This is a genomic window from uncultured Vagococcus sp. (genome assembly GCF_963518325.1).
Taxonomy (GTDB): domain Bacteria; phylum Bacillota; class Bacilli; order Lactobacillales; family Vagococcaceae; genus Vagococcus_D.
In genome coordinates this window covers 173,938-193,946 of the sequence record NZ_CAUQJB010000005.1, presented here as the reverse complement: position 1 = coordinate 193,946, position 20,009 = coordinate 173,938, and the positions used below count along the sequence as shown (strand labels likewise).

21 protein-coding genes and 1 riboswitch are annotated in these 20,009 nt (G+C 40.5%); of the genes, 20 read left to right on the top strand and 1 reads right to left on the bottom strand.

The features are described 5' to 3' along the window. Positions 1–91 precede the first annotated feature (91 nt). A complete protein-coding gene (dhaQ, locus tag RWN13_RS07130) occupies positions 92–1,084 on the top strand; it encodes a DhaKLM operon coactivator DhaQ (protein WP_314061785.1) in 993 nt (330 codons plus the stop codon). Positions 1,085–1,199: 115 nt separating this feature from the next. Here the strand turns inward: dhaQ and dhaS are convergent, their stop codons facing one another. Continuing rightward, a complete protein-coding gene (gene dhaS / locus RWN13_RS07125) occupies positions 1,200–1,754 on the bottom strand; it encodes a dihydroxyacetone kinase transcriptional activator DhaS (RefSeq protein ID WP_314061784.1) in 555 nt (184 codons plus the stop codon). Positions 1,755–1,971: 217 nt separating this feature from the next. On the opposite strand from dhaS, the gene RWN13_RS07120 reads away from it, so the two are divergent. The 19 genes from RWN13_RS07120 (at position 1,972) to thiW (ending at position 19,990) form a co-directional block, all read left to right on the top strand. Further along, positions 1,972–2,568: a TetR/AcrR family transcriptional regulator gene (locus RWN13_RS07120; protein WP_314061783.1), complete on the top strand. Its 597-nt coding sequence runs from the start codon at positions 1,972–1,974 to the stop codon at positions 2,566–2,568. 131 nt (positions 2,569–2,699) lie between these two features. Next, positions 2,700–3,779: an FtsX-like permease family protein gene (locus RWN13_RS07115; RefSeq protein ID WP_314061782.1), complete on the top strand. Its 1,080-nt coding sequence runs from the start codon at positions 2,700–2,702 to the stop codon at positions 3,777–3,779. A 4-nt stretch (positions 3,780–3,783) separates the two neighbouring features. Next, a complete protein-coding gene (locus RWN13_RS07110) occupies positions 3,784–4,473 on the top strand; it encodes an ABC transporter ATP-binding protein (RefSeq protein ID WP_314061781.1) in 690 nt (229 codons plus the stop codon). A gap of 342 nt (positions 4,474–4,815) precedes the next feature. Beyond that, positions 4,816–6,387: an ABC transporter substrate-binding protein gene (locus RWN13_RS07105; RefSeq protein WP_399553642.1), complete on the top strand. Its 1,572-nt coding sequence runs from the start codon at positions 4,816–4,818 to the stop codon at positions 6,385–6,387. A 231-nt stretch (positions 6,388–6,618) separates the two neighbouring features. Further along, positions 6,619–7,578, top strand: a complete 960-nt coding sequence (locus RWN13_RS07100) for an ABC transporter permease (RefSeq protein WP_314061779.1) — start codon at positions 6,619–6,621, stop codon at positions 7,576–7,578. Then, on the top strand, positions 7,575–8,405 hold the full coding sequence (locus RWN13_RS07095; RefSeq protein ID WP_314061778.1) for an ABC transporter permease: 831 nt from the start codon (positions 7,575–7,577) through the stop codon (positions 8,403–8,405). Before RWN13_RS07100 ends, RWN13_RS07095 begins: the two co-directional genes overlap by 4 nt. A 2-nt stretch (positions 8,406–8,407) precedes the next feature. Then, entirely contained in the window at positions 8,408–9,304 is an 897-nt protein-coding gene (locus tag RWN13_RS07090) for an ABC transporter ATP-binding protein (RefSeq protein ID WP_314061777.1), read from the top strand. Next, positions 9,297–10,208, top strand: coding sequence for an ATP-binding cassette domain-containing protein (locus RWN13_RS07085; protein ID WP_314061776.1), 912 nt, complete (start codon positions 9,297–9,299; stop codon positions 10,206–10,208). The genes RWN13_RS07090 and RWN13_RS07085 overlap by 8 nt, the downstream gene beginning before the upstream one ends. After that, positions 10,201–10,593 (top strand): OsmC family protein, encoded by a 393-nt coding sequence (locus RWN13_RS07080; RefSeq protein ID WP_314061775.1) that lies wholly within the window; start codon positions 10,201–10,203, stop codon positions 10,591–10,593. The genes RWN13_RS07085 and RWN13_RS07080 overlap by 8 nt, the downstream gene beginning before the upstream one ends. 162 nt (positions 10,594–10,755) lie before the next feature. Continuing rightward, positions 10,756–11,562, top strand: a complete 807-nt coding sequence (locus tag RWN13_RS07075; protein WP_314061774.1) for an AAA family ATPase — start codon at positions 10,756–10,758, stop codon at positions 11,560–11,562. A 414-nt stretch (positions 11,563–11,976) separates the two neighbouring features. Beyond that, the gene (locus RWN13_RS07070) at positions 11,977–12,429 is read left to right on the top strand and encodes a PTS sugar transporter subunit IIA (protein ID WP_314061773.1); all 453 of its coding nucleotides are present in this window, start codon (positions 11,977–11,979) and stop codon (positions 12,427–12,429) included. 60 nt (positions 12,430–12,489) lie between these two features. Further along, entirely contained in the window at positions 12,490–12,768 is a 279-nt protein-coding gene (locus RWN13_RS07065; RefSeq protein ID WP_209524663.1) for a PTS sugar transporter subunit IIB, read from the top strand. An 18-nt stretch (positions 12,769–12,786) separates the two neighbouring features. Continuing rightward, positions 12,787–14,046, top strand: coding sequence for a PTS ascorbate transporter subunit IIC (locus RWN13_RS07060; protein ID WP_314061772.1), 1,260 nt, complete (start codon positions 12,787–12,789; stop codon positions 14,044–14,046). 61 nt (positions 14,047–14,107) lie between these two features. Next, the gene (locus tag RWN13_RS07055; RefSeq protein WP_314061771.1) at positions 14,108–14,734 is read left to right on the top strand and encodes an SIS domain-containing protein; all 627 of its coding nucleotides are present in this window, start codon (positions 14,108–14,110) and stop codon (positions 14,732–14,734) included. Next, on the top strand, positions 14,735–15,622 hold the full coding sequence (dapA, locus tag RWN13_RS07050) for a 4-hydroxy-tetrahydrodipicolinate synthase (protein WP_314061770.1): 888 nt from the start codon (positions 14,735–14,737) through the stop codon (positions 15,620–15,622). Between the two features lies 1 nt (position 15,623). Next, positions 15,624–16,262 (top strand): ketohydroxyglutarate aldolase, encoded by a 639-nt coding sequence (locus RWN13_RS07045; RefSeq protein WP_314061769.1) that lies wholly within the window; start codon positions 15,624–15,626, stop codon positions 16,260–16,262. Between the two features lie 222 nt (positions 16,263–16,484). Then, a complete protein-coding gene (locus RWN13_RS07040) occupies positions 16,485–18,554 on the top strand; it encodes a BglG family transcription antiterminator (RefSeq protein WP_314061768.1) in 2,070 nt (689 codons plus the stop codon). Positions 18,555–18,584: 30 nt separating this feature from the next. Further along, positions 18,585–18,692, top strand: a riboswitch (TPP riboswitch). 129 nt (positions 18,693–18,821) lie between these two features. Next, positions 18,822–19,493: a thiaminase II gene (gene tenA, locus RWN13_RS07035; protein WP_314061767.1), complete on the top strand. Its 672-nt coding sequence runs from the start codon at positions 18,822–18,824 to the stop codon at positions 19,491–19,493. Then, the gene (gene thiW / locus RWN13_RS07030; RefSeq protein ID WP_314061766.1) at positions 19,493–19,990 is read left to right on the top strand and encodes an energy coupling factor transporter S component ThiW; all 498 of its coding nucleotides are present in this window, start codon (positions 19,493–19,495) and stop codon (positions 19,988–19,990) included. Before tenA ends, thiW begins: the two co-directional genes overlap by 1 nt. Positions 19,991–20,009 lie beyond the last annotated feature (19 nt).

Genomic DNA, 20,009 nt, shown 5'->3' with positions numbered 1-20,009 from the left:
ACCGCCTCAGGTAATCAAGGTCTTCCTGAAAGTCCTTGGTTTTAACGTAGAAGGTGTCCAAGTAGCCAGTAGATTGATAGTAGAGGTGTGGATGATGAAAAAAATGATGAACAAATCGAAAGATGTGGTGACCCAATTATTGTCAGGGATAGTATTTGCTCACGAGGATATCTTGGAGCGCCTGCCAAAAACGGGAATCATAGTCCGTCGTCAGCGAGTCGCCGATCAAGTAGCCGTAATTAGCGGTGGTGGCACAGGGCATGAACCTGCTCACTCTGGCTATGTAGGGGAGAATTTACTGGCAGCCAGTATCAATGGACCAATTTTTACTCCACCGACAAGGGAAGAGATACTAATGGGCATTGAAGAGGCCAATCAAGGACAAGGTGTTTTCTTAGTCATTAAAAACTTTGAAGCAGACGTAACTAATTTTTTAGAGGCAGAAGAAGAGGCCATTAAGAGAGGGATTTCAGTGAAGCATGTGATTGTTAATGATGACTGCTCCATCGAAAAAGCTAATTTTAAAAAACGGCGTCGTGGTGTGGCTGGAACGATCTTTGTCCATAAAATAGTAGCAGGGGCAGCTGCTGAAGGGATGACTCTAGATGACTTGGCTAGACTAGCTGAAGAGGTTGTGGCTTCTTTGAATACCCTAGGGGTGGCTTTAGCACCAGGAACCTTGCCTGGGACGGAAAATAGTCAGTTTCAGCTGGCCCAAAATGAAATTTCATTTGGAATCGGGATTCATGGTGAGGCAGGCTATCGGGAAGAACCTCTGGAATCTTCTGAAAAACTTGCCAACGAACTAGTAAATAAGTTGAAAACTCAATATCGGCTAACTCGAGGTAGTCAGTTGGCGATATTAGTTAATGGTTTGGGGAGCACCCCTTATATGGAGTTGGCTATTTTTAGCAATGATGTTCGGCGCTTGCTGGAACTGGAAGGCATCCAGATTAAATTTAAGAAGATGGGTAATTTTATGACCTCTTTAAACATGGCCGGAGTTTCCTTGACCTTTCTGGAGTTAAAGGAGGATAAATGGTTGCACTACCTAATGTTGCCAACCGATGCTTATGGCTGGTAATAAAAAAAGCCATATCGCCTCGGTGATATGGCTTTTTCTTTATTAGACCCAATCATCAGGGATGAACGGTAATTGATTTATTAACAAGATGCTTTGTTTTCGTGTATGTTTTAGATTACTCGATGATGCCAGTGATAGCCTTCTCAAGATTCTCAGCAATATCCGTTGCTAAGTCTTGGACGGGACGCTGGCAACCATTCATTAACCACTCTTTTGTTAAACCGACGAAGGCATGGCTGAGTAATTCAGCACTAAAGTCAAGACTCTTTATGGAAACGGCAAAAACTTGTTTGGCCGCCACATCTGTGATAATGGTTTTTAACAGTCCTTGGGTATGTTCAAGAAAATAATGATCAAAGGAATTTTGTTCCGAGACGCCCAGTGCGTTACAGTAAAATACCTGATGATGATAAAAATAATCTAAGATACGAAAGATAACTTTATGCCACTCTTCATAGTCTAAAAAATCGCTGATGTTTTCACTGATATCCTGACGGTAAATCCAAGCTAATAATTCGTATTTATCTTGAAAATGATCGTAAAATGTTTGCCGGCGAATTTCGGCATGTTCCATAATTTGTCTAATAGATATTTTTTGAAAAGGAGCCTCTTCCATTAATTGTTTTAGGGAGTAAGCGATGACTTTTTTTGTGATTAATGATTCCTGCATCAAAGCTCCTCCTTAAAAAGTAACGGGTTCTTTTAATAATTATACCATGAAGCGCTTCATTTTGGGGAGAAAAACTTGAGAGTTTAAAGGTAGCCAAATTCAAGTAAAATGATAATTTTAGACCTTTTTTTGCCAAATAGTGGCAAAATTGTGCTAGAATAAGACTGACTGAAAGTTGGATAACGGATTCAGTCTTTAATGAAAGGAGTGTTGTCTGATGGGAAAAGTGAATACCCGTAAATTAGAATTGGAAAAGACCCGTCAGGCCATCCTAACTGTGGCCTCAGAACTTTTTATGAGCAAGGGATTTAAGCATACCTCAACTCGGGAAATCGCAGAGCAGGTTCAAATTACACAACCGAATCTCTATCATCATTTTAAAAATAAAAAAGACTTGTATCTGGCAGTGATTACCCAGCTAACAGATAATGTGCGAGCTGATTTAGAAGTGATCGTTAACAGTGAATTAGAGTTGGATCAGAAATTATTTAAGATGATTGTCTTGTTGATTGAGAAACATCCAACGAACTTATTTCTAATGTTAAACGATATGTTTGTCGAAATGGATCCAGGGTCCCATGGCGAGCTCTATCTGATTTTTAAAGGAACTTACAGTGATAACTTTGCGGCTGTATTTAAACAGGAAACCAATCGGAAAGCCTTGCGTGAAGGGGTCACCGTTGATGATGCGGCTCGCTTTGTTCTATATAATGTTAGTTCCATGCTAAGCATTCAACAAACTTATCAAAAAACTTCCCGTCACGAGGATATTAGCTTGTTTATAGATTTTATGCTCCATGGTATTACCAGCTAAAGCGTTGCCGAAAGGTAGGGCTTTTTTTTTGAGTCACATTTTTTATTTATCAATTGATAAGCAAAACACTTCACTTATCAATTGATAAATGATATATTAAGTGTATTCAAAAATGAAAGATGTGAGTGCTGATGTTTTTAGGAATTAACGAAATTAAATATTCTAAAGGTAAATATGTATTAGTGATTTTGGTTATGGCCTTGGTGGCTTGGCTGATTTTTATCTTATCTGGTTTAGCCAATGGTCTAGCTCAAGGAAATCGATTAGCTGTGGATCAGTGGCAAGCGGATGCTGTGGTATTGGCAGAGGAGGCTAACAGTAATCTTAATGCGTCGACTTTAAACGAAAGTGTGCTGGACTCAATTAAAGGTGGCGAGGCAGAGCCAATTGGCCAATTGTCATTAGCCATCCGCGAAAAGAATCAAGGGAAGGCTGACTTAACTAATGTAAGTCTTTTTGGGATTGATACTTCAGGCTTTTTGATGCCAGAAGTCATCGACGGATCAGACAAACTAGAAAGAAATCAAGTCTTAGGATCGGACGCTTTAAAAAATCAAGGCTACAAACTTGGTGATAAGTTGACAGCAGGAAAGTATGATGAAGAGCTGGAACTGGTTGGTTGGACAAAAGAAAGCAGTTTTAATATTGTGCCGGTGATTTATGCTAACCTTGAAACATGGCGGGCCATTAAGTATGGAGACAACCCAGGTTCAAGCGAACTTGTTAATGGGTTTGTGGTAAAAGCAAAAGACAATCAAAAGATAACCACAAGCAATAAGGATAGTCAGGCTATCAAGATAGAAGACTTCATTCAAAAGTTGCCAGGCTATAGCGCCCAAAACCTAACCTTAGATGGGATGATTTACTTTTTGATTGTGATCTCAGCCTTTATTCTGGGAATTTTCATCTTTGTCATGACGTTACAAAAGACGGCCATGTTTGGTGTTTTAAAAGTTCAAGGCGTACCGACGAGTTATTTAGCTAAGTCGGTGTTATTACAGACGACAGTCTTAGCGGTAATTGGCGTTGGGGTCGGTTTGGCATTGACAGTAATCACTGTGTTATTTTTACCAGATTCAATGCCTTATGCGACAAATTATCCGAGAATTGCTATTTTTAGTGGATTATTGATTGTGGCGGCTATCTTAGGTGGGGCATTTTCCATTCGTACCGTCGCTAAAATTGACCCATTAGTTGCCATAGGAGGTTAGACAGATGTCAAAAGTATTAGAATTAGTAAATGTTAAGAAAAAATTTGGCAGTGGCCATACGGAAGTTACTGCTTTGAATGAGTCAACCATCGCCATTAACGAAGGGGAATTTGTAGCGGTAATTGGTCCTTCAGGTTCAGGTAAAAGTACCTTTCTGACAATTGCAGCAGGGTTACAAGAACCAACGACAGGAGATGTGTCAATCGCTCAAAAAAACCTGAAAAATCTCAGCAAAAAAGAGCTATTGGATTTACGTTTTAAGCAGATTGGTTTTATTTTACAAAGTTCCAACCTAGTTCCCTTTTTAAAAGTGGTAGATCAATTTAAACTGATTGAAAAAGTCGACAAAAGCAAAAAGAATTTGGCGAAGCGGGAAGAACTGATGAAGACCTTAGGTATCTATGAGTTACGCAATAAATACCCCCGTGATTTGTCTGGTGGTGAACGCCAGCGAGTGGCAATCGCTTGTGCGTTATACCATGATCCAGCCGTTATTTTAGCCGATGAACCAACGGCCAGTTTAGATTCTGAAAAAGCTTTTGAAGTAGTGGAATTGTTGGCTAATGAAGCTAAAGCTAAAAATAAAGGGATTGTAATGGTTACCCATGATGAGCGTCTGTTAACTTATTGCGATCGAGTTATCAAGATTCGTGATGGGCAGATGGAAGAAGTTGAGTCCCCAAAAGGGATTTAATTGCTAGCGGATAGTAGTAAATTTGACCGATTATCCCGACAATAAGTGACAGATGGCTGAGGCTTTAAATAGAACCGTTAACGTTTCTTTATCTTTGTGAAGATAGGATGAAGACGTTAGCGGTTTTAGTCTTTGGGAGAGAGAAAAATGGACAAATTAGGGTGTGCTGAACCCTTTTCACAAGGAGGAAATTATCGTTGAAAATAATTACTTACAATTAATCACCAAAAATAGGAGAATTTAATTGACGAATGCCTACATTATTGGCTATACTGAAAGCCATTATTAAATAAATGATTAAAAGATCCTTTAAATCAATTAATCATCTCAAAAAGGAGAGATTTGATGGAAAAAAAATGGCTTTTCGGAGCACTAGCAGTGACAGGATTGGTTCTAGCCAGTTGTGGGACAGGTTCTGACACAGACAAAGCAGCAACAACGAAGGAAAAGAAAGACAAGGATACCTTTACTTACGCGATTAATGGTGATCCAACTTCGCTAAATCCGATTACGGTAAGTGATCGCTGGGGATTAACAGCGACCAATATGGTTTATTCACCCCTTGTTAGAATTGAAGGAGACGGTACCCAAAAGATGGAGTTAGCTGAAAGCCTTGAGCCAGCGGCTGATGGTAAGTCTTTAACGGTTAAATTGAAAGAAGATGTGAAATGGTCTGATGGTGAAGCTTTTACTGCAGACGATGTGGTGTTTACTTACGAACAAAAAGTTAAAAAAGAAAATGGCAACTCCGACAGTTTATGGGTTGGTGACCAACCAATTGCAGTAGAAAAAGTGGATGATACAACGGTTAAGTTTAATCTACCTTCTGTTAGTGCTGCAGCCATTAATAATATTGCAACTGAAACTTATATTATTCCAGAACATGTCTTCAAAGACGAAGCAGATTTTGCTGGAAATGAATTAAAAGCTGAACCAGTGGGAACTGGACCTTACAAATTAGTTAATTACAAACGTGGAGAATATCTGCAATTTGAAGCAAATGATTCCTATTACGGTGGTAAGCCATCTGTGCCAAAGGTAACCTTGCGCATCATTGGAAATGCTGATACAACTAAATTAGCCTTACAAAAAGGTGAAGTAGATGCCTCTTTCGTTTTACCTAATGATATTAAAGAGTTGGAAAAAGCTGAGTTGGATACGTATGAATATAGTGAAAACCGTGTGGGTTACATGGGCTTAAACAACAGTTCAGAAGCCCTTAAGGACGTTAAGGTTCGCCAAGCTGTTTTATACGCATTAGATAAAGATGAATTGAACAAAGCAGGCTATTTATCTGATAAGTACTATGAAAATGTTTATTCAATTTTACCACCAGCTAATCCATTTGCAACGGATGACGTGGAAAAATATGCAACCGACGTTGAAAAATCAAAGAGTTTACTAAAAGAAGCAGGCCTTGATTCTGTTAAACTTAACTTAGCATTCTCATCTGAAGACCCTGTTCAAACGATTCAAGCAACGCTAATTCAACAACAACTGCAAAAAGCAGGGATTACCGTTGAATTAGCAGGTGGTGACGGAGCAGCGATTTTTGCTGAATTGAAAAAACCAGGTTCAACTAAATATGATCTCTTTATGGGTGGTTATATCATGGGCAATGATCCTGATTTATACTCATCATTATTCGCTTCAGATGGTTCTGCAAATTACTTCCAATACAAGAGTGAAGCAACTGATAAATTGTTTAATGATGGAGCTATTGAATTAGATGAAGGCAAACGTAAAGACATTTATGTAGAACTTCAACAACAAATCGCAGATGACGCAACCTTTTATCCGATTGTGGATAACCGCAAAGTTTTAGCCGTTAATAAAGCGGTTGGCAATGTGGAAGAGGCTGGTTTAGTGCCGATTTACACGTTCGAAGATTTATCTAAATTAACGATTAAATAAAGTTTAAAAGCTTCACAAGTGGGCCGTAAAGCGCTGAGATCCAGACTTCGTGTCTACTCAGAATGCAGCAACTTGTGAAGCTTTTTTTGAACAAATGATCTGCTACTGCAAGAAGCAGTCCCGCTGTTCCTCTTACCTGTTATCTTATCTCAAAATAAGGAAGGTCATGAGGAACTGGATCTGAGGTTTATTTTAAAGAGGTATCTAGTTTTTCATAAAGGATGTGTAAATTTGGCTAAGTATATTTTAAAACGAATGCTACAAGTTATTCCCCTATTACTTGTTGTATCGTTTATTGTCTTTTCAATGATTCATCTGGCGCCTTATGACGCGATTGATGCGATTACGACACCTAATATGTCTCAGGAAACAATCGATATTATGCGAGCCCGTTATGGCTTGGACCAACCTTTTTTAGTGCAATATCTGTTGTGGCTAAAACAAATTATTAGTGGGGATTTTGGTCATTCCCTAGTTAGTCAGGCAAGTATTGGCAGCGAATTGGCGACACGAATTCCCAATACGATTAAATTGATTTTACCAGCCTATATCACCGCCCTAGGGATTGCCATTGTTCTGGGCTTAGTAGCGGGTGCTAATAAAGGCAAGTTTTTAGACCGTTTAATCGACGGTATTTGTTCAGTGGGCATTTCAATGCCGACCTTTTGGTTTGCGATGATTTTGATTTACTTATTAGGTTATCGTTTTGATTTATTACCGATTATTGGCATGCATACAGTTGGGCAAGAAGGCTCCTTTGTTGACTTTTTGCAACATTTTATTATGCCGTACATTGTGCTGGTAGTGGCGTTCTTCCCAGACTTAGCTCGATATGTCCGTTCTTCGACATTGCTCCAATTATCGGAAGATTATGTGACCGTTCAAAAGTCTTTTGGTGCCACGAAGAAAGAGATTTTTTTCAAACATGTCAGTAAAAATGTCCTATTGCCAGTAGTGACGCAAATTGGTTTAGCTTTACCAATGTTGGTGACTGGAGCGATTATTACGGAAAGCATTTTCGGCTGGCCTGGAATTGGGCCTTTTCTAATGTCTGCCACAAAGAGTTTGGATTATCCGGTTATTATGGCGGTCATGTTGCTTTCGGCTACCTTGGTGATTTTAGGGAACCTGCTGTCAGATGTCTTGTATACGATAGTTGATCCTCGCATCAGACAAGGAGGTGCCAAATGAAACTAAGTGAAAAATGGCAGAAAGTACTGCGTCGTCAACCTCGTTATTGGATTGCAATCATTTTTCTTAGTTTGTTAATTCTATTAGCACTGTTTGCGCCACTGATTCCAATTGACCCTAATCAAACCGATGTAGCGAATATGTCAGCCGGTCCTAGTCTTCAACATATTTTTGGCACCGATGAAATCGGTCGGGACTACTTTATTCGTGTGGTTTATGGTGGTCGGATTTCCTTGATGGTTGGGGTGCTAGCGATGCTGGCTTCCACGATTATTGGCACCTTAGTCGGTCTGATATCTGGCTACTTTGGTGGCTGGGTCGACAACGTTCTGATGCGTTTTGTGGATATTTTATCGTCGATACCTTGGTTAGTCTTGGTTATTGTATTAAGTGTCCTGTTAAAACCGGGATTAGTCACGATTATTTTTGTCATTGGTTGTTTTTCATGGATGAACATTGCCCGCCTGATTCGGGCTGAGACCTTGTCGGCGAAAGAACGAGAGTATGTCGTCTATGCTCAATTTATTGGCGAAAAACACAGTAAAATCATTCGGCGTCATATATTCCCCGCAGTATTGTCAACTTTGATTGTTGCGGCAACGGGCAGTATTTCTGGTGCGATTATGACTGAATCAGCCTTAAGTTTCTTAGGAATTGGTATTCAACCGCCAGTTGCTTCGTGGGGGAGTTTATTGCAAAATGCTCAAAGCAGTTTACAACAAGCCCCTTACATGGCCATTTTACCGGGATTATTTATTATCTTGACGGTCTATTCATTTAATAGCTTAGGTAATTTCTTGCGTGATGTGACGCTGGTGGAGGGATAATGATGACAAACACAATATTAGCAATTGATAATTTAACTGTTAGCTTTGAGAAAAAAGATGAGCCGACCCAAGAGATTATTCATGGCATTGACCTGAGGATTCCTAAGGGAGAAATTGTCGGAATTGTCGGCGAATCAGGCAGTGGTAAAAGTATTTCCATGAAAGGTATCATGAATATTTTACCAGATAATGCAGTATTAAGTTATGATCAATTTAGTTTTGATGGTGTCTCTCGCGGGACCCGTAAGGAAGAACGATTACCAGCAGCGATGATTTTTCAGGACCCGATGACGGCATTAAATCCTTTGCGAACCATTGGCTACCATTTAGTCGAAGTCATTCAGCGTCAAAGTAAGGTTTCAAAGAAGGTGGCAGAAGCAGCCGCCATTGCTGAATTGAATAAGGTGGGCATTTTATTGCCGGAAAAACGAATGACCCAGTATCCTCATGAACTGTCAGGAGGGATGCGCCAACGGATTATGATTGCCATGGCCCTTTTGGCTAAGCCGAAACTGCTGATTGCTGATGAACCAACAACGGCTTTAGATGTGACGATTCAAGCGCAGATTTTAAACTTGATTCGTTACTTGCAAAAAGAAGAAGATCTTTCAGTGGTGCTGGTTACCCATGATTTTGGTATTGTGGCTGGAATGTGCCAGAGCATTAAAGTGATGTATAACGGTGAGATTGTGGAGGAAGGGACGACAGATGAGATTTTTTATAATCCTCAACATGCCTATACGAAAGAGCTGTTAAAAGCTATTCCAACGGGCGATAAAGGGGAGCGTCTGTATTCACTGGGCAACCACCATTCCGATCAGGAAACCCTTGAAAAGGGGCAGATGGTTAATCTAACGGCTACTCACCGAGTATTGCGGAAAGGAGGGACCGATGACTGATTTAGTAAGAGTGGAAAACGTTAAAAAATATTTTCCAGTAAAGAATGCCTTTGGCCAAACGGAGACGATTGTTAAAGCGATTGACGATGTTTCCCTGACGATTCGAAAAGGTGAAACCTTAGGGCTAGTCGGTGAGTCTGGTAGTGGTAAGACTACCCTAGGTCGCAGCATTTTACAGCTAGAAGAAGTGGATGATGGTCAAATTTATTTTGATAATCAGTCTATTCGCGGGATGTCAAAAAATGAAAGGCAAGTGATTCACCAACGGATGCAAATTATCTTTCAGGACCCTTATTCGTCTTTAAACCCGCGGATGACAGCTCTGGAACAGGTTCTTGAACCCTTAAGTTTATTGTACGGAAAAGAAGAAGCTCTTAAAAAAGCTGAAGCGATGCTGGCTCAAGTTGGGTTAACGGGAGCGGCTATTCATAAATACCCAAGGGAGTTTAGTGGGGGGCAACGGCAACGGATTGGGATTGCGAGAGCGGTGGCAGTTAATCCAGAGTTTATCCTCTGTGATGAACCCATTTCGGCTTTAGATGTGTCGATTCAGGCGCAAATCATAAATTTGTTGATGGATTTACAAAAAGAATGGTCCTTAACCTACTTGTTTATTTCCCATGATTTATCCATGGTTCGTTATATTTCAGATCGAATTGCGGTGATGTATTTGGGCAAACTAGTAGAACTGGGACCAACTGAAGCTATTTTTAATAACCCTCAACACGCTTATACGAAGCGCTTATTAGCGGCGATTCCAATTGCTGATCCTATTAAAGCCCGACAGGCTTATAGTGCTGAAAGTGTCATGGCCCTTGAGCCAATTGATACCTCAAAGGATTTAGCTTGGGTGGAAGTCGAGACCGATCATTTTGTAGCGAAGGAGAAAACAACCAATGAGTAACAATCAAATTGAATTAATCCAAGGAGAAAAGGGCATGGAATTGCCTTTAGAAACGGGTAACTGGGTGCTGTTGAAAGACTACGGTTACTCACCTGTTCAAAGTTTAGTAGCAGCAGTTGGCGCATGCGGGGCATACGTCTATCAATCTATTTTAACGAATTCCAAAGTACCTCACACATTTGAAAAAGTGATGATTGAGTATACCCGTGATGCTGATCGCCAAAGTGAACCAGTCAAAAAAATTGAAATGGTCTTTGATGTGAAGGTAGCACCAGAATTACAAGACCGTGCCACTCGTGGCATTAAATTAATCGCTAAAAATTGTCCAGTGATGCAATCTCTTGATCCGGCAATTGAAGTCATTGAAACAGTTAATTTTATCTAAACAAGGGAGAGGCCAAAGATATTGGTCTCTTTTTTTTTTGCGATTTGCCTGTGGGCTGTTAGGCAAATCCTAACGAAGGGGGCGTGTTAAAGTTTGATTTTGAGGTTGTTAATGACAAAATGATGGTTATAATAGTTATAACAAGAAAAAAGGAGTTTGAAGATGCGCTATATTAGAAGTTTCCAACTGTCACCGATGGAACTGAAAAATCCGAATATTTATCCTTACAATAGTTTAAAACAGTACTCAGGTGAAGTTATCGTATTTGATGGGATTACTTTGTTATACGGAAGTAATGGGTCAGGGAAATCAACTTTATTAAATTTATTGGCAAGTAAATTAGAGATTCCTGGTGCGGAGCCACCAAAGGTTTGGGGGCAAACTGATTATTTTGCTCAATATACGGTTGAAAGCTCTCTTAGTTTTGAAGAGGATGATCTCGGGCGAGATCGGATTGTGCCAGAGAATAGTCGTTACCTTAAGAGCGAAGATATTCTTTATGAAATCAAAAAGATTCAACAAGAAGCCATTTTAAGGGAAGGCTATCTTTATGAGCGGAAACAACTTGGAATGACTAAGGATCAATTACTAATTCATAAGGCCTCCTTTAAGATGGACCAACAAATTGAACGACGGCAATTTGCTCAAGAAAAATATTCCAATGGTGAAACGGCCATGCAAATCTATGAGGATTACCTGCAACCAGAGGGTTTGTATCTATTGGATGAGCCAGAAGCCTCATTATCACCAGCTAATCAACTTAAACTAGCAGCACTAATCACTGAGGCAGCTCGTTTTTTGAAGTGTCAATTCGTGATTGCCAGTCACTCGCCATTTTTATTGGGGTCACTGGAAGGAACCATCTATAATTTGGACCAAGTGGGGATGCCTACTAAGGCTTGGACAGAATTAGAAAATATTCGGACGTATCAACAGTTTTTCGCAAACCATCAAGACGAGTTTTTGTAAGGGAAATCAGGACCACTGAGGAAATGAGTGGGTCCTTTTTTTGTTGCAAAAGTCCAGTTCTTAAGGTTCTTTGAAAGGATTCATGGGAATTTCTGTTTAGGGTGAAATTTTCATGAAAAAGTATTAGCTTAAGCACGAGTTATGTAGTTGGGGAGTCACCCAGACTGAACTCTACCCCTTGTTATAGAATGAACAAATGGTGAAGAGCCACCAGATAAAGACTAACTAGCTTCGAAAAGAGCCATAATCTGTTATCTGGTAAGCTGCTCTTGCTATCTAAGCACGCTTTTTGTGTGGATGCGTGACAAAAGAAGGTACCAAAACTGTTTGAATTGACTCCCTATTAACGTTATATTGAGAGTGTAAGAAGGCTATCAAGTCGTACGCTTGAAAAAATTAATGAGGTGTTGCAAATTGTTAAGTAAAATGATTAAAGAAGAATTTATACAATTGAATATTGAGGTAACAGATTGGGAAGAGGCTATTAGACAATCAGCAACCCCTCTACTTACAGGTAACAAAATTACAGCAGAGTACATTGAAAAAATCATTGAGATTTCACGGACTATTGGGCCTTATATTGTGATTACTAAACATGTAGCACTGCCTCATGCGCCTGTTGAAAACGGGGCATTAGCTCCAGCCATGGGAATTACAACCTTGAAAACACCGGTGGTTTCAGGAAACCAAACCAATGATCCTGTTAAGTATCTCTTTTGTATGAGTGCTAAGGACAGTGAGTCACATCTTCAAGGGATGGCAGAGCTAGTTGAGTTGTTAAGCAATGACGAGTTTTATAGGATGCTTGATACTGCCAAATCGGCAAAAGAAATTTTAGCTTATATTTCAGCTAAGGAGACAAATTAAAAACAAGAGGGGCCTTGAGTAATCTCAGGCATCATCTTAAACAAGGAAAGAGGAAAAAGTATGCATAAAGCATTAGTAGCGTGTCGCGCAGGAGTTGGGTCAAGTTTAATGTTAAAAATTAAAACGGAGCAAGTTATCAAAGAACAAGGGTTTCCAATTACAGTGGAGCACTCATCATTAGATGGGGTATCAGGTTTTGATGGGGATTTATTGATAACATTATCAGATGTGGCTGAGGAGCTAAGCACTAAGAAATTAAAGCAGACGGTGATTGGCATTAACAACATTGTTGATAAAAATGAAATCGCCACCAAGCTTAAAGCCTTTTTAAATCAATAGGAGTAGGAGATTAGATAAATGAATTTTACCATTAGCTTTTTAAGCACACCAGCTGTTTTGCTGGGGATTGTTGCATTTGTTGGATTAGTTGCTCAGAAAAAAACGGGAACAGAAGTATTAACGGGAACATTTAAAACGATTATCGGTTTTATGGTCTTCAGTGCAGGTGGTGGCTTGATGACCGGAGCCTTACAAAACTTTAATAAGTTATTTCAAACTGGTTTTAATATTGTCGGAGTGGTGGCTTCACCTGAAGCCGCCACTGCCATGGCACAAACGGAGTATGCCTTAGTAACATCTTGTACATTGATTTTAGGATTTGTCATGAACTTGGTTTTTGCACGGATTACGCCGATGAAAAATATATTCTTTACAACTGGCCATAGTTTATTCTTTGCTTGTGTGTTGTCATTGATTATTAAATCTTTTGGCATTTCTGATATTATGGCGATTATACTTGGTGGAACAATTTTAGGTTTCTGTTCAGCGGCCTTACCGCAATTATGTCAACCTTTTATGCGCAAAATTACTGGTAGTGATGAAACGGCCATTGGCCACTTCAATATGATCGGTTATGCGTTGTCTGGTTATATCGGCAAGCTCTTTAGTAAATACGAAAATAAAAGCACGGAAGACATTAATTTTCCAAAATGGTTGTCTTTTTTTAGAGACTTCTTAATGGGCGTTGCGGTAATTATGTTGGGTCTTTTCTATCTTTCGGCATTAAAAGCAGGGCGTGATGTGACACAAGAACTAGCTGGCACGACCCATTGGTTAGTCTTCCCAATGGTTCAAGCCTTTACTTTTACGGCAGGTATGTCGATTCTAATGACGGGCGTGCGGATGTTCTTAGCGGAAATTACGGCAGCCTTTGTCTCAATTTCTGAACGGTTTATTCCAAATTCCCGTCCAGCATTGGACGTTCCAACTGTTTTCCCTTATGCACCAACAGCGGTTATTGTTGGCTTTTTATCAGCCTATGCAGCCGGCTTAATCGGCGTCTTCGTCATGGTTATCTTTAAGTTTCCAGTGGTGATTATTCCAGCTGCACATATCTGTTTCTTCTCTGGGGGAACCGCAGGGGTCTTTGGAAATTCAACTGGGGGCTGGCGTGGGGCTGTTGTCGGCTCCTTTATCATTGGCTTGCTGTTAGCTTTCTTGCCAACGGTACTCTATCCCATCTATGGCAGCATGGGACTAGAGGGGTCTACTTTCCCAAATATTGATTACAATGTGATTGGGATCTTACTAGAAAAAATATTAAGTATATTTAATTAAACCCTAGGGAGCAGAGCGGTTGGCTTTGCTCCTTCAATCAGGGAGTGTGGAGGATAAAGGGATGAGTATTAAAGAAAGTCAGGTTTTGGAGCAATTTTTAGTGAATTTATCAGAGGAGTTAAATAAGTTTATCAATGACTTATCCCTGACAACCTTGGCAGCGGCTCGAGACATCATCTTAGAGGCTGAGGCTCAAGGTGGCCGGGTTCATGTGACAGGCATTGGCAAACCGGGGCACGTGGCAGATTATGTGGCTTCCTTGCTGTCCTCTACGGGGACGCCAGCTTATTTTTTAGATGCAACAGAAACTATTCACGGCTCTGCCGGACAAGTGCGACCGGGGGATGTGGTGATTTCGATATCGAATAGTGGTGAGACAGAGGAATTAAAGCAGACAGTGACGACCTTAAAGAAAAATGGTGCCCAGATTATTTCCGTAACAGGAGGCAAGGAATCCTGGTTGTCCAAACAGAGTGATTGCACCTTGCTGGCTAGTGTGGATCATGAGGGAGACCCTTTGAATAAGCCACCAAGGGCCTCGATTATTGTGGAAGTAACCGTATTGCAAGCTTTGAGTGTCTTACTGCAAGAAGGGAAAGGCCTAACCGCAAGGGAATACGTTAAATGGCATCCAGGCGGAGCATTGGGACAAGCTGCTGCCAAACAAATGGAAGGAAGTGACCAGTAGATGGAACTAAAAGGGATTATCACGGCCATGGTGACACCATTTAAAGCTGATCAAACAATTAATGAAGAAGGAACTGTAGCCTTAGTTAATCGGCTGATTAATAAAGGCGTAGCAGGTCTGTTTATTCTTGGAACCAATGGTGAATTTCATGTGATGAATCAGCTTGAAAAAAAACATTTTGCTAAAATAGTGATTGAGGCAACAGCTGGTCGTGTGCCGGTTTATGTCGGAACTGGTGGCAATAGCACAGAGGAAGTCATCAACTTGTCAAAAGAGATGGCGGCTATGGGAGCAGATGCCTTATCAGTTATTTCCCCTTTCTTTGTCGGACTAACTGAAGCTGAATTAGTTAATCATTATACAAAGATTGCCGATGAAGTAAGTATTCCAATTATTTTGTATAATATTCCTAAAAATACGGGAATGAACATCAGTCCGGAAGTGGTCTCAATTTTAAGTAGCCATCCTAATATTATTGGCATCAAAGACAGCAGTGGTAGCTTGGACAACATGAGTCATTATATAGCGGCAGCAAAAGGTCAGCAGTTTGATGTTTTGTCTGGTTCAGATTCCCTTATTCTAAAGGCCTTGGAAATAGGGGCCACAGGGGCTGTTGCAGCCACTTCCAATGTTTTAACTGCTAATGACGTGGCGATTTATAACCACTGGTTGGCTGGGGACTTGGTTGCAGCCCAAGAGAGGCAGGAAAGTATTGAAGAATTTCGACGAGTTTTGAAATTTGGCACCTTACCTTCTGTTTTAAAAGTGGCTATTTCAATTCAAGGAATTGAGGTTGGACTTCCACGATTACCAGTCTTGCCGATAGGGGTGGAGCAGCGAAGGGAAGTGGTTCGTGTTATGGCTAACTACGAGAAAGGGGGAATTTGAGATGTATCGTAACCAGATATTATCACGAATAGAGGAAACGGCTATTATGGCAATTGTTCGGGTTGAAACCGAGGAGCGGGCCATTGAGATTGCTGAAGGCTGTTTAGCAGGAGGGGTTGACTGTTTGGAAATTAGTTACACCTTGCCAAATGCTGGAGAAATTATTAGCTTTTTAACAAAACGATATGGAGATCGCTTGCTAATTGGGGCGGGAACTGTACTTGATTCGGAAACGGCTCGCTTGGCTATTTTAGCAGGGGCTAAATTTATCATTGCCCCTAATTATCAGGAGAGCGTCTGTCGTTTGGCGAATCGTTATCAGATTCCTTACATGCCAGGGTGCACTAGTGTAACCGAAATGTTGACGGCTATGGAGGCGGGAGCCGCCATGGTTAAAGCTTTTCCAATCTCTAACTTTTATGGTAGTAGCTTAGTCAGCACTTTTAAAACGCCAACACCTTATATGCCGATCATGTCTTCTGGTGGCGTGACGGTGGAAAATATTTCGGAGTGGCTAGCAACAGGGGTAGAGTGTATGGGGGTCGGCAGTTTATTAACTAAAGGCAGTACTCAAGACATTGCTAAGAATGCCCTAGCTTTGAGACAAGCTGTGATTGACTTTCGTCAGGCCAATTACTAATGGAGCTATAGACATTAGCTTAAGCATCAGCTATTTAATCGGAGCTGATTAGTGGTGTCCGATTTAACAAAAGCATAGAGAAAGTGATCTTGCTGATTTGTGGGGAATCAGCAAGATTTGTGGCAGTTACCAAAGAAGTCCTGGAAGGTAAGCCCAAACTTTTGATTAAAAGCTCATCTGAAGGGGATCGTTGGGAATGGCGATTGACAAGGGGGAACAGAAATGACTGATGAACGTTCGCGGAAATTAATGAAAATACTAGTTGAGAGACAACGCTATGAATTGGCTGAATTGGAAAATCAAACAGGACTAACTAGACGTCAACTGGAATACACACTGGAAAAAATCAATGCCATTCTTTTGGAGACCTATCAACAAACCATTGTGTTAGAAAATAATCGCATTACGGTGTCATTGGAAATGAAAGAGCAGTTATTGGCTGTTTTGGTGGATGATTCCTATGCTGATGAGTATGTTATGAATGGGGTTGAACGTGGAAATTATCTGTTTTTGCTCTTATTTTATTTTGTTGATGATTATTTCTCAATCAATCACTTTATGACGGAATTCGGTGTCGGTAAAACCACGATATTAACAGATTTAAAGAATCTTAATGCCCTGTTAGAGAAAGAAGATATCGCCATCGTTTATTCGCGAAAAGAGGGGTATCAGTTAGTTGGTAATGAGTTCGACATTCGGTATCATCTGATGAAAATGCTTATTTGGGATTCCACCGAGCACAATACCATGTTTATCTATGATTATTTTATCGAAAAAAATCAGTTGCCGAATGTCGATCAACTAAAAGAGGCAATCGCGCCTCATTTAGTTGAGTACCAGATTTCCTTTGTAGAAAATCGCTTAAAAGAGTTTATTTACACTTTGATATTTTTAGAAAAGCGACTGGGATTAAAGGTAAAGGCAGGATCAGAAAAATTTCGTTTACCTGCAGTTGTTGCCATGAAAGAATACCAGTTTGCTACACGAATACTGGCCTTAACTGATAATCATGATGATTTTTCAGCCCTCTATTTAGGGGCTTGGATTTTGGGGTTATCGGTAGGCAATCCCGATTCAACGACTAAAGACTATGAGATTATTATGGAACTGGTTAAACGAATCATCATGCGTTTTGAGGCCTTGTCGGGGATTCGCTTTAATCATCAGGAAATGGTGATTAACCAGCTATACTCACATCTACGCCCGGCCTATTATCGTTTGTATTTTAAATTACCAATTGTTAATCCCCTCCACGGCAAGATAAAAAAAGAATACAGTGAGCTTTTTAATATTGTGGAAGAAGCCCTAAAACCTATCGCCTCTTTATTTGAGCACGCCATACCTGAAGAAGAGGTTGCCTTTTTGACCATGCATTTCGCTTCCTTGAGTGCTAGCTTAAAAGAAGCTAAGCAACCGCAAAAAGTTGCTTTAATTGTCTGTCCAAATGGGATTGGTAGTTCTTCAATTGTCTACACAGAATTAAAAACCCTTTTTCCAGAACTATCCTTTATTGGCCCTATGGAAACCAATGGGATTGAACATTTAGCTGACTCGTACGATTTAATCTTTTCAACAGTGCCGAATATTCGCTTGTTTTACACTAAAAAACCTGTTTACGTGGTCAGTCCAATTATGAATACGGCAGAAAAGTACCGTTTGATTAGTGATGTTTATTCTCAATTAGGTAATTTAGGCTTTCAATTACCTAGTGTCAAATCAATTTTGGAAGTGGTGGAAAAGCATGCCACTATTTTAAATGTTGGAGCTTTGGAAAAAGAACTCTATGACAGTTTGATTCCTAAAAATGAAAACACTGAATCAGAGGTGACTGAACCAGCGTTATATGAGATTACCAATCCAGACTTGATTCAATTGAGAGTGACAGCCCGAGATTGGGAAGAAGTGATTCGTGTAGCAGGGGCTCCTCTTTTAAAACAAGGGTATATCACTCGTGGGTACATCGACACAATAGTTGCCAATACTAAGCTGGAAGGGCCATATATGGTGATTGCCAAACAGATTGCCTTGCCTCATGCTCGCCCAGTAGATGGGGTGGAGAAATTGGGAATTAGCATTACCAGTCTCAGTTATCCTATTGAATTCGGAAGTAAAGAGAATGACCCAGTTAAGTATATCTTTTGTCTAGCGGCCACAGCCAATAATCGACATTTAAATGCCATGGCAGAATTGGTTGAATTACTGGATGATCAAGCTTTTTTTGAGTTATTGGATACTAGTCGAGAGCCTCATGAGGTTTACCAGTATTTAATGAGCAAATCACAGAGCGAATAGACGGAAAGCAAGGTGTTGTGGTATACTCAAAATAATTGCTAGGGGTGTCTTTCAAAAAGACTGAGATGTTGATGAAATCAACGGACCCTCTGAACCTGAGAGTTAGGACTCGCGAAGGGAAAGCTTAGAAAAAACTATCTGACGAGGGCTCGTTCTGATTGTTTATTTGGCTATTTCAGGCTACTTCCTAATGATTAGGAGGTGGTCTTTTTGGTGTGAGAATTGGATAGCTCTCTGGCAATAAAATAGATGAGTGAGGTGGACTAGATGTTTTCAGAAGAATTACGGGAAGAGGCTGCTGCATTATGGCAAGCTAGTTTTGACCATGACTTTATCCAGGAGTTAGTTGCTGGAACCTTAGATGAGCAAGGGTTCCGCTATTATTTACTACAAGATTGTTATTATTTAATTCACTTTTCAGAAGCTCATGGATTATTGGCTGCTAAAACGGCTGACGAAGAGATCAGGGCTAGTCAATTGGCCTTACAAAAAGGCATGGAGGAAGGGGAAATTGCTGTTCGCGAGCGCTATTTTAAGTGGCTGGGAATTACTAAGGAAGAGTACCAAAAGACGGTTGTGGCACCAAGTGCTTATGAGTACGTCAATCATCTTTATCGACAATTAGCAACTGGAACAGTGGGGACTTCACTGGCGGCCCTTTTGCCTTGTTATTGGCTGTATCTTGAAATAGGCCAGCGATTTAGTCAAGTAGCATCTCCTAATCCGTTGTATCAGGACTGGATCAACACCTATGATAGCCCAGAGTTTGCAGAGAGTACAAGGCAGCAAATTTCTTTGCTGAATCAACTGTCAGAACTGGCGGATGAGGATGAGCGTCTGGCGATGAAGGAAGCGTTCTTAATCAGTAGTCAGTACGAACTGGCTTTCTGGGAAATGTCCTACACAAGGGAGACCTGGCAGTTTGAGGCTCTTAACTAATGGTAGCTTTCAAGGCTAAGAAAATCGCGTATACAGCTAGTTTAGCGGCATTGGCTTTTGTTGGAGGCAGTTTATTTCATGTTTCTATTGGAGTTGTTAGAGTAGCACCGATGCAGCATCTGATTAATTTACTGACTGGTGTCGCTTTGGGACCCTGGTACGGTGTGAGTCAAGCTTTTATTGCCTCAGTTTTACGAAACATCAGCGGCACGGGGACACTGTTGGCATTTCCCGGCAGTATGATTGGGGCATTCTTAATCGGAATTGTTTATCGGCGAACAAGTAAGTTAATGATGGCTGGACTAGTTGAAATTATTGGAACAGGACTCATAGGCGGGTGTGTCTCATATTTATTGGCTAGATATGTTTTGGGCATTGGATTGCCTTTAGGTTTAGTATTAGGTAGTTTTTTCATCAGTACCCTTGTTGGAGTCACAATGGGATATCCCTTAGTCAAAATCTTGCGAAAACGACTCCCCAATTTATTTGGTGAATAAAAAAACGATCAAGGAAATT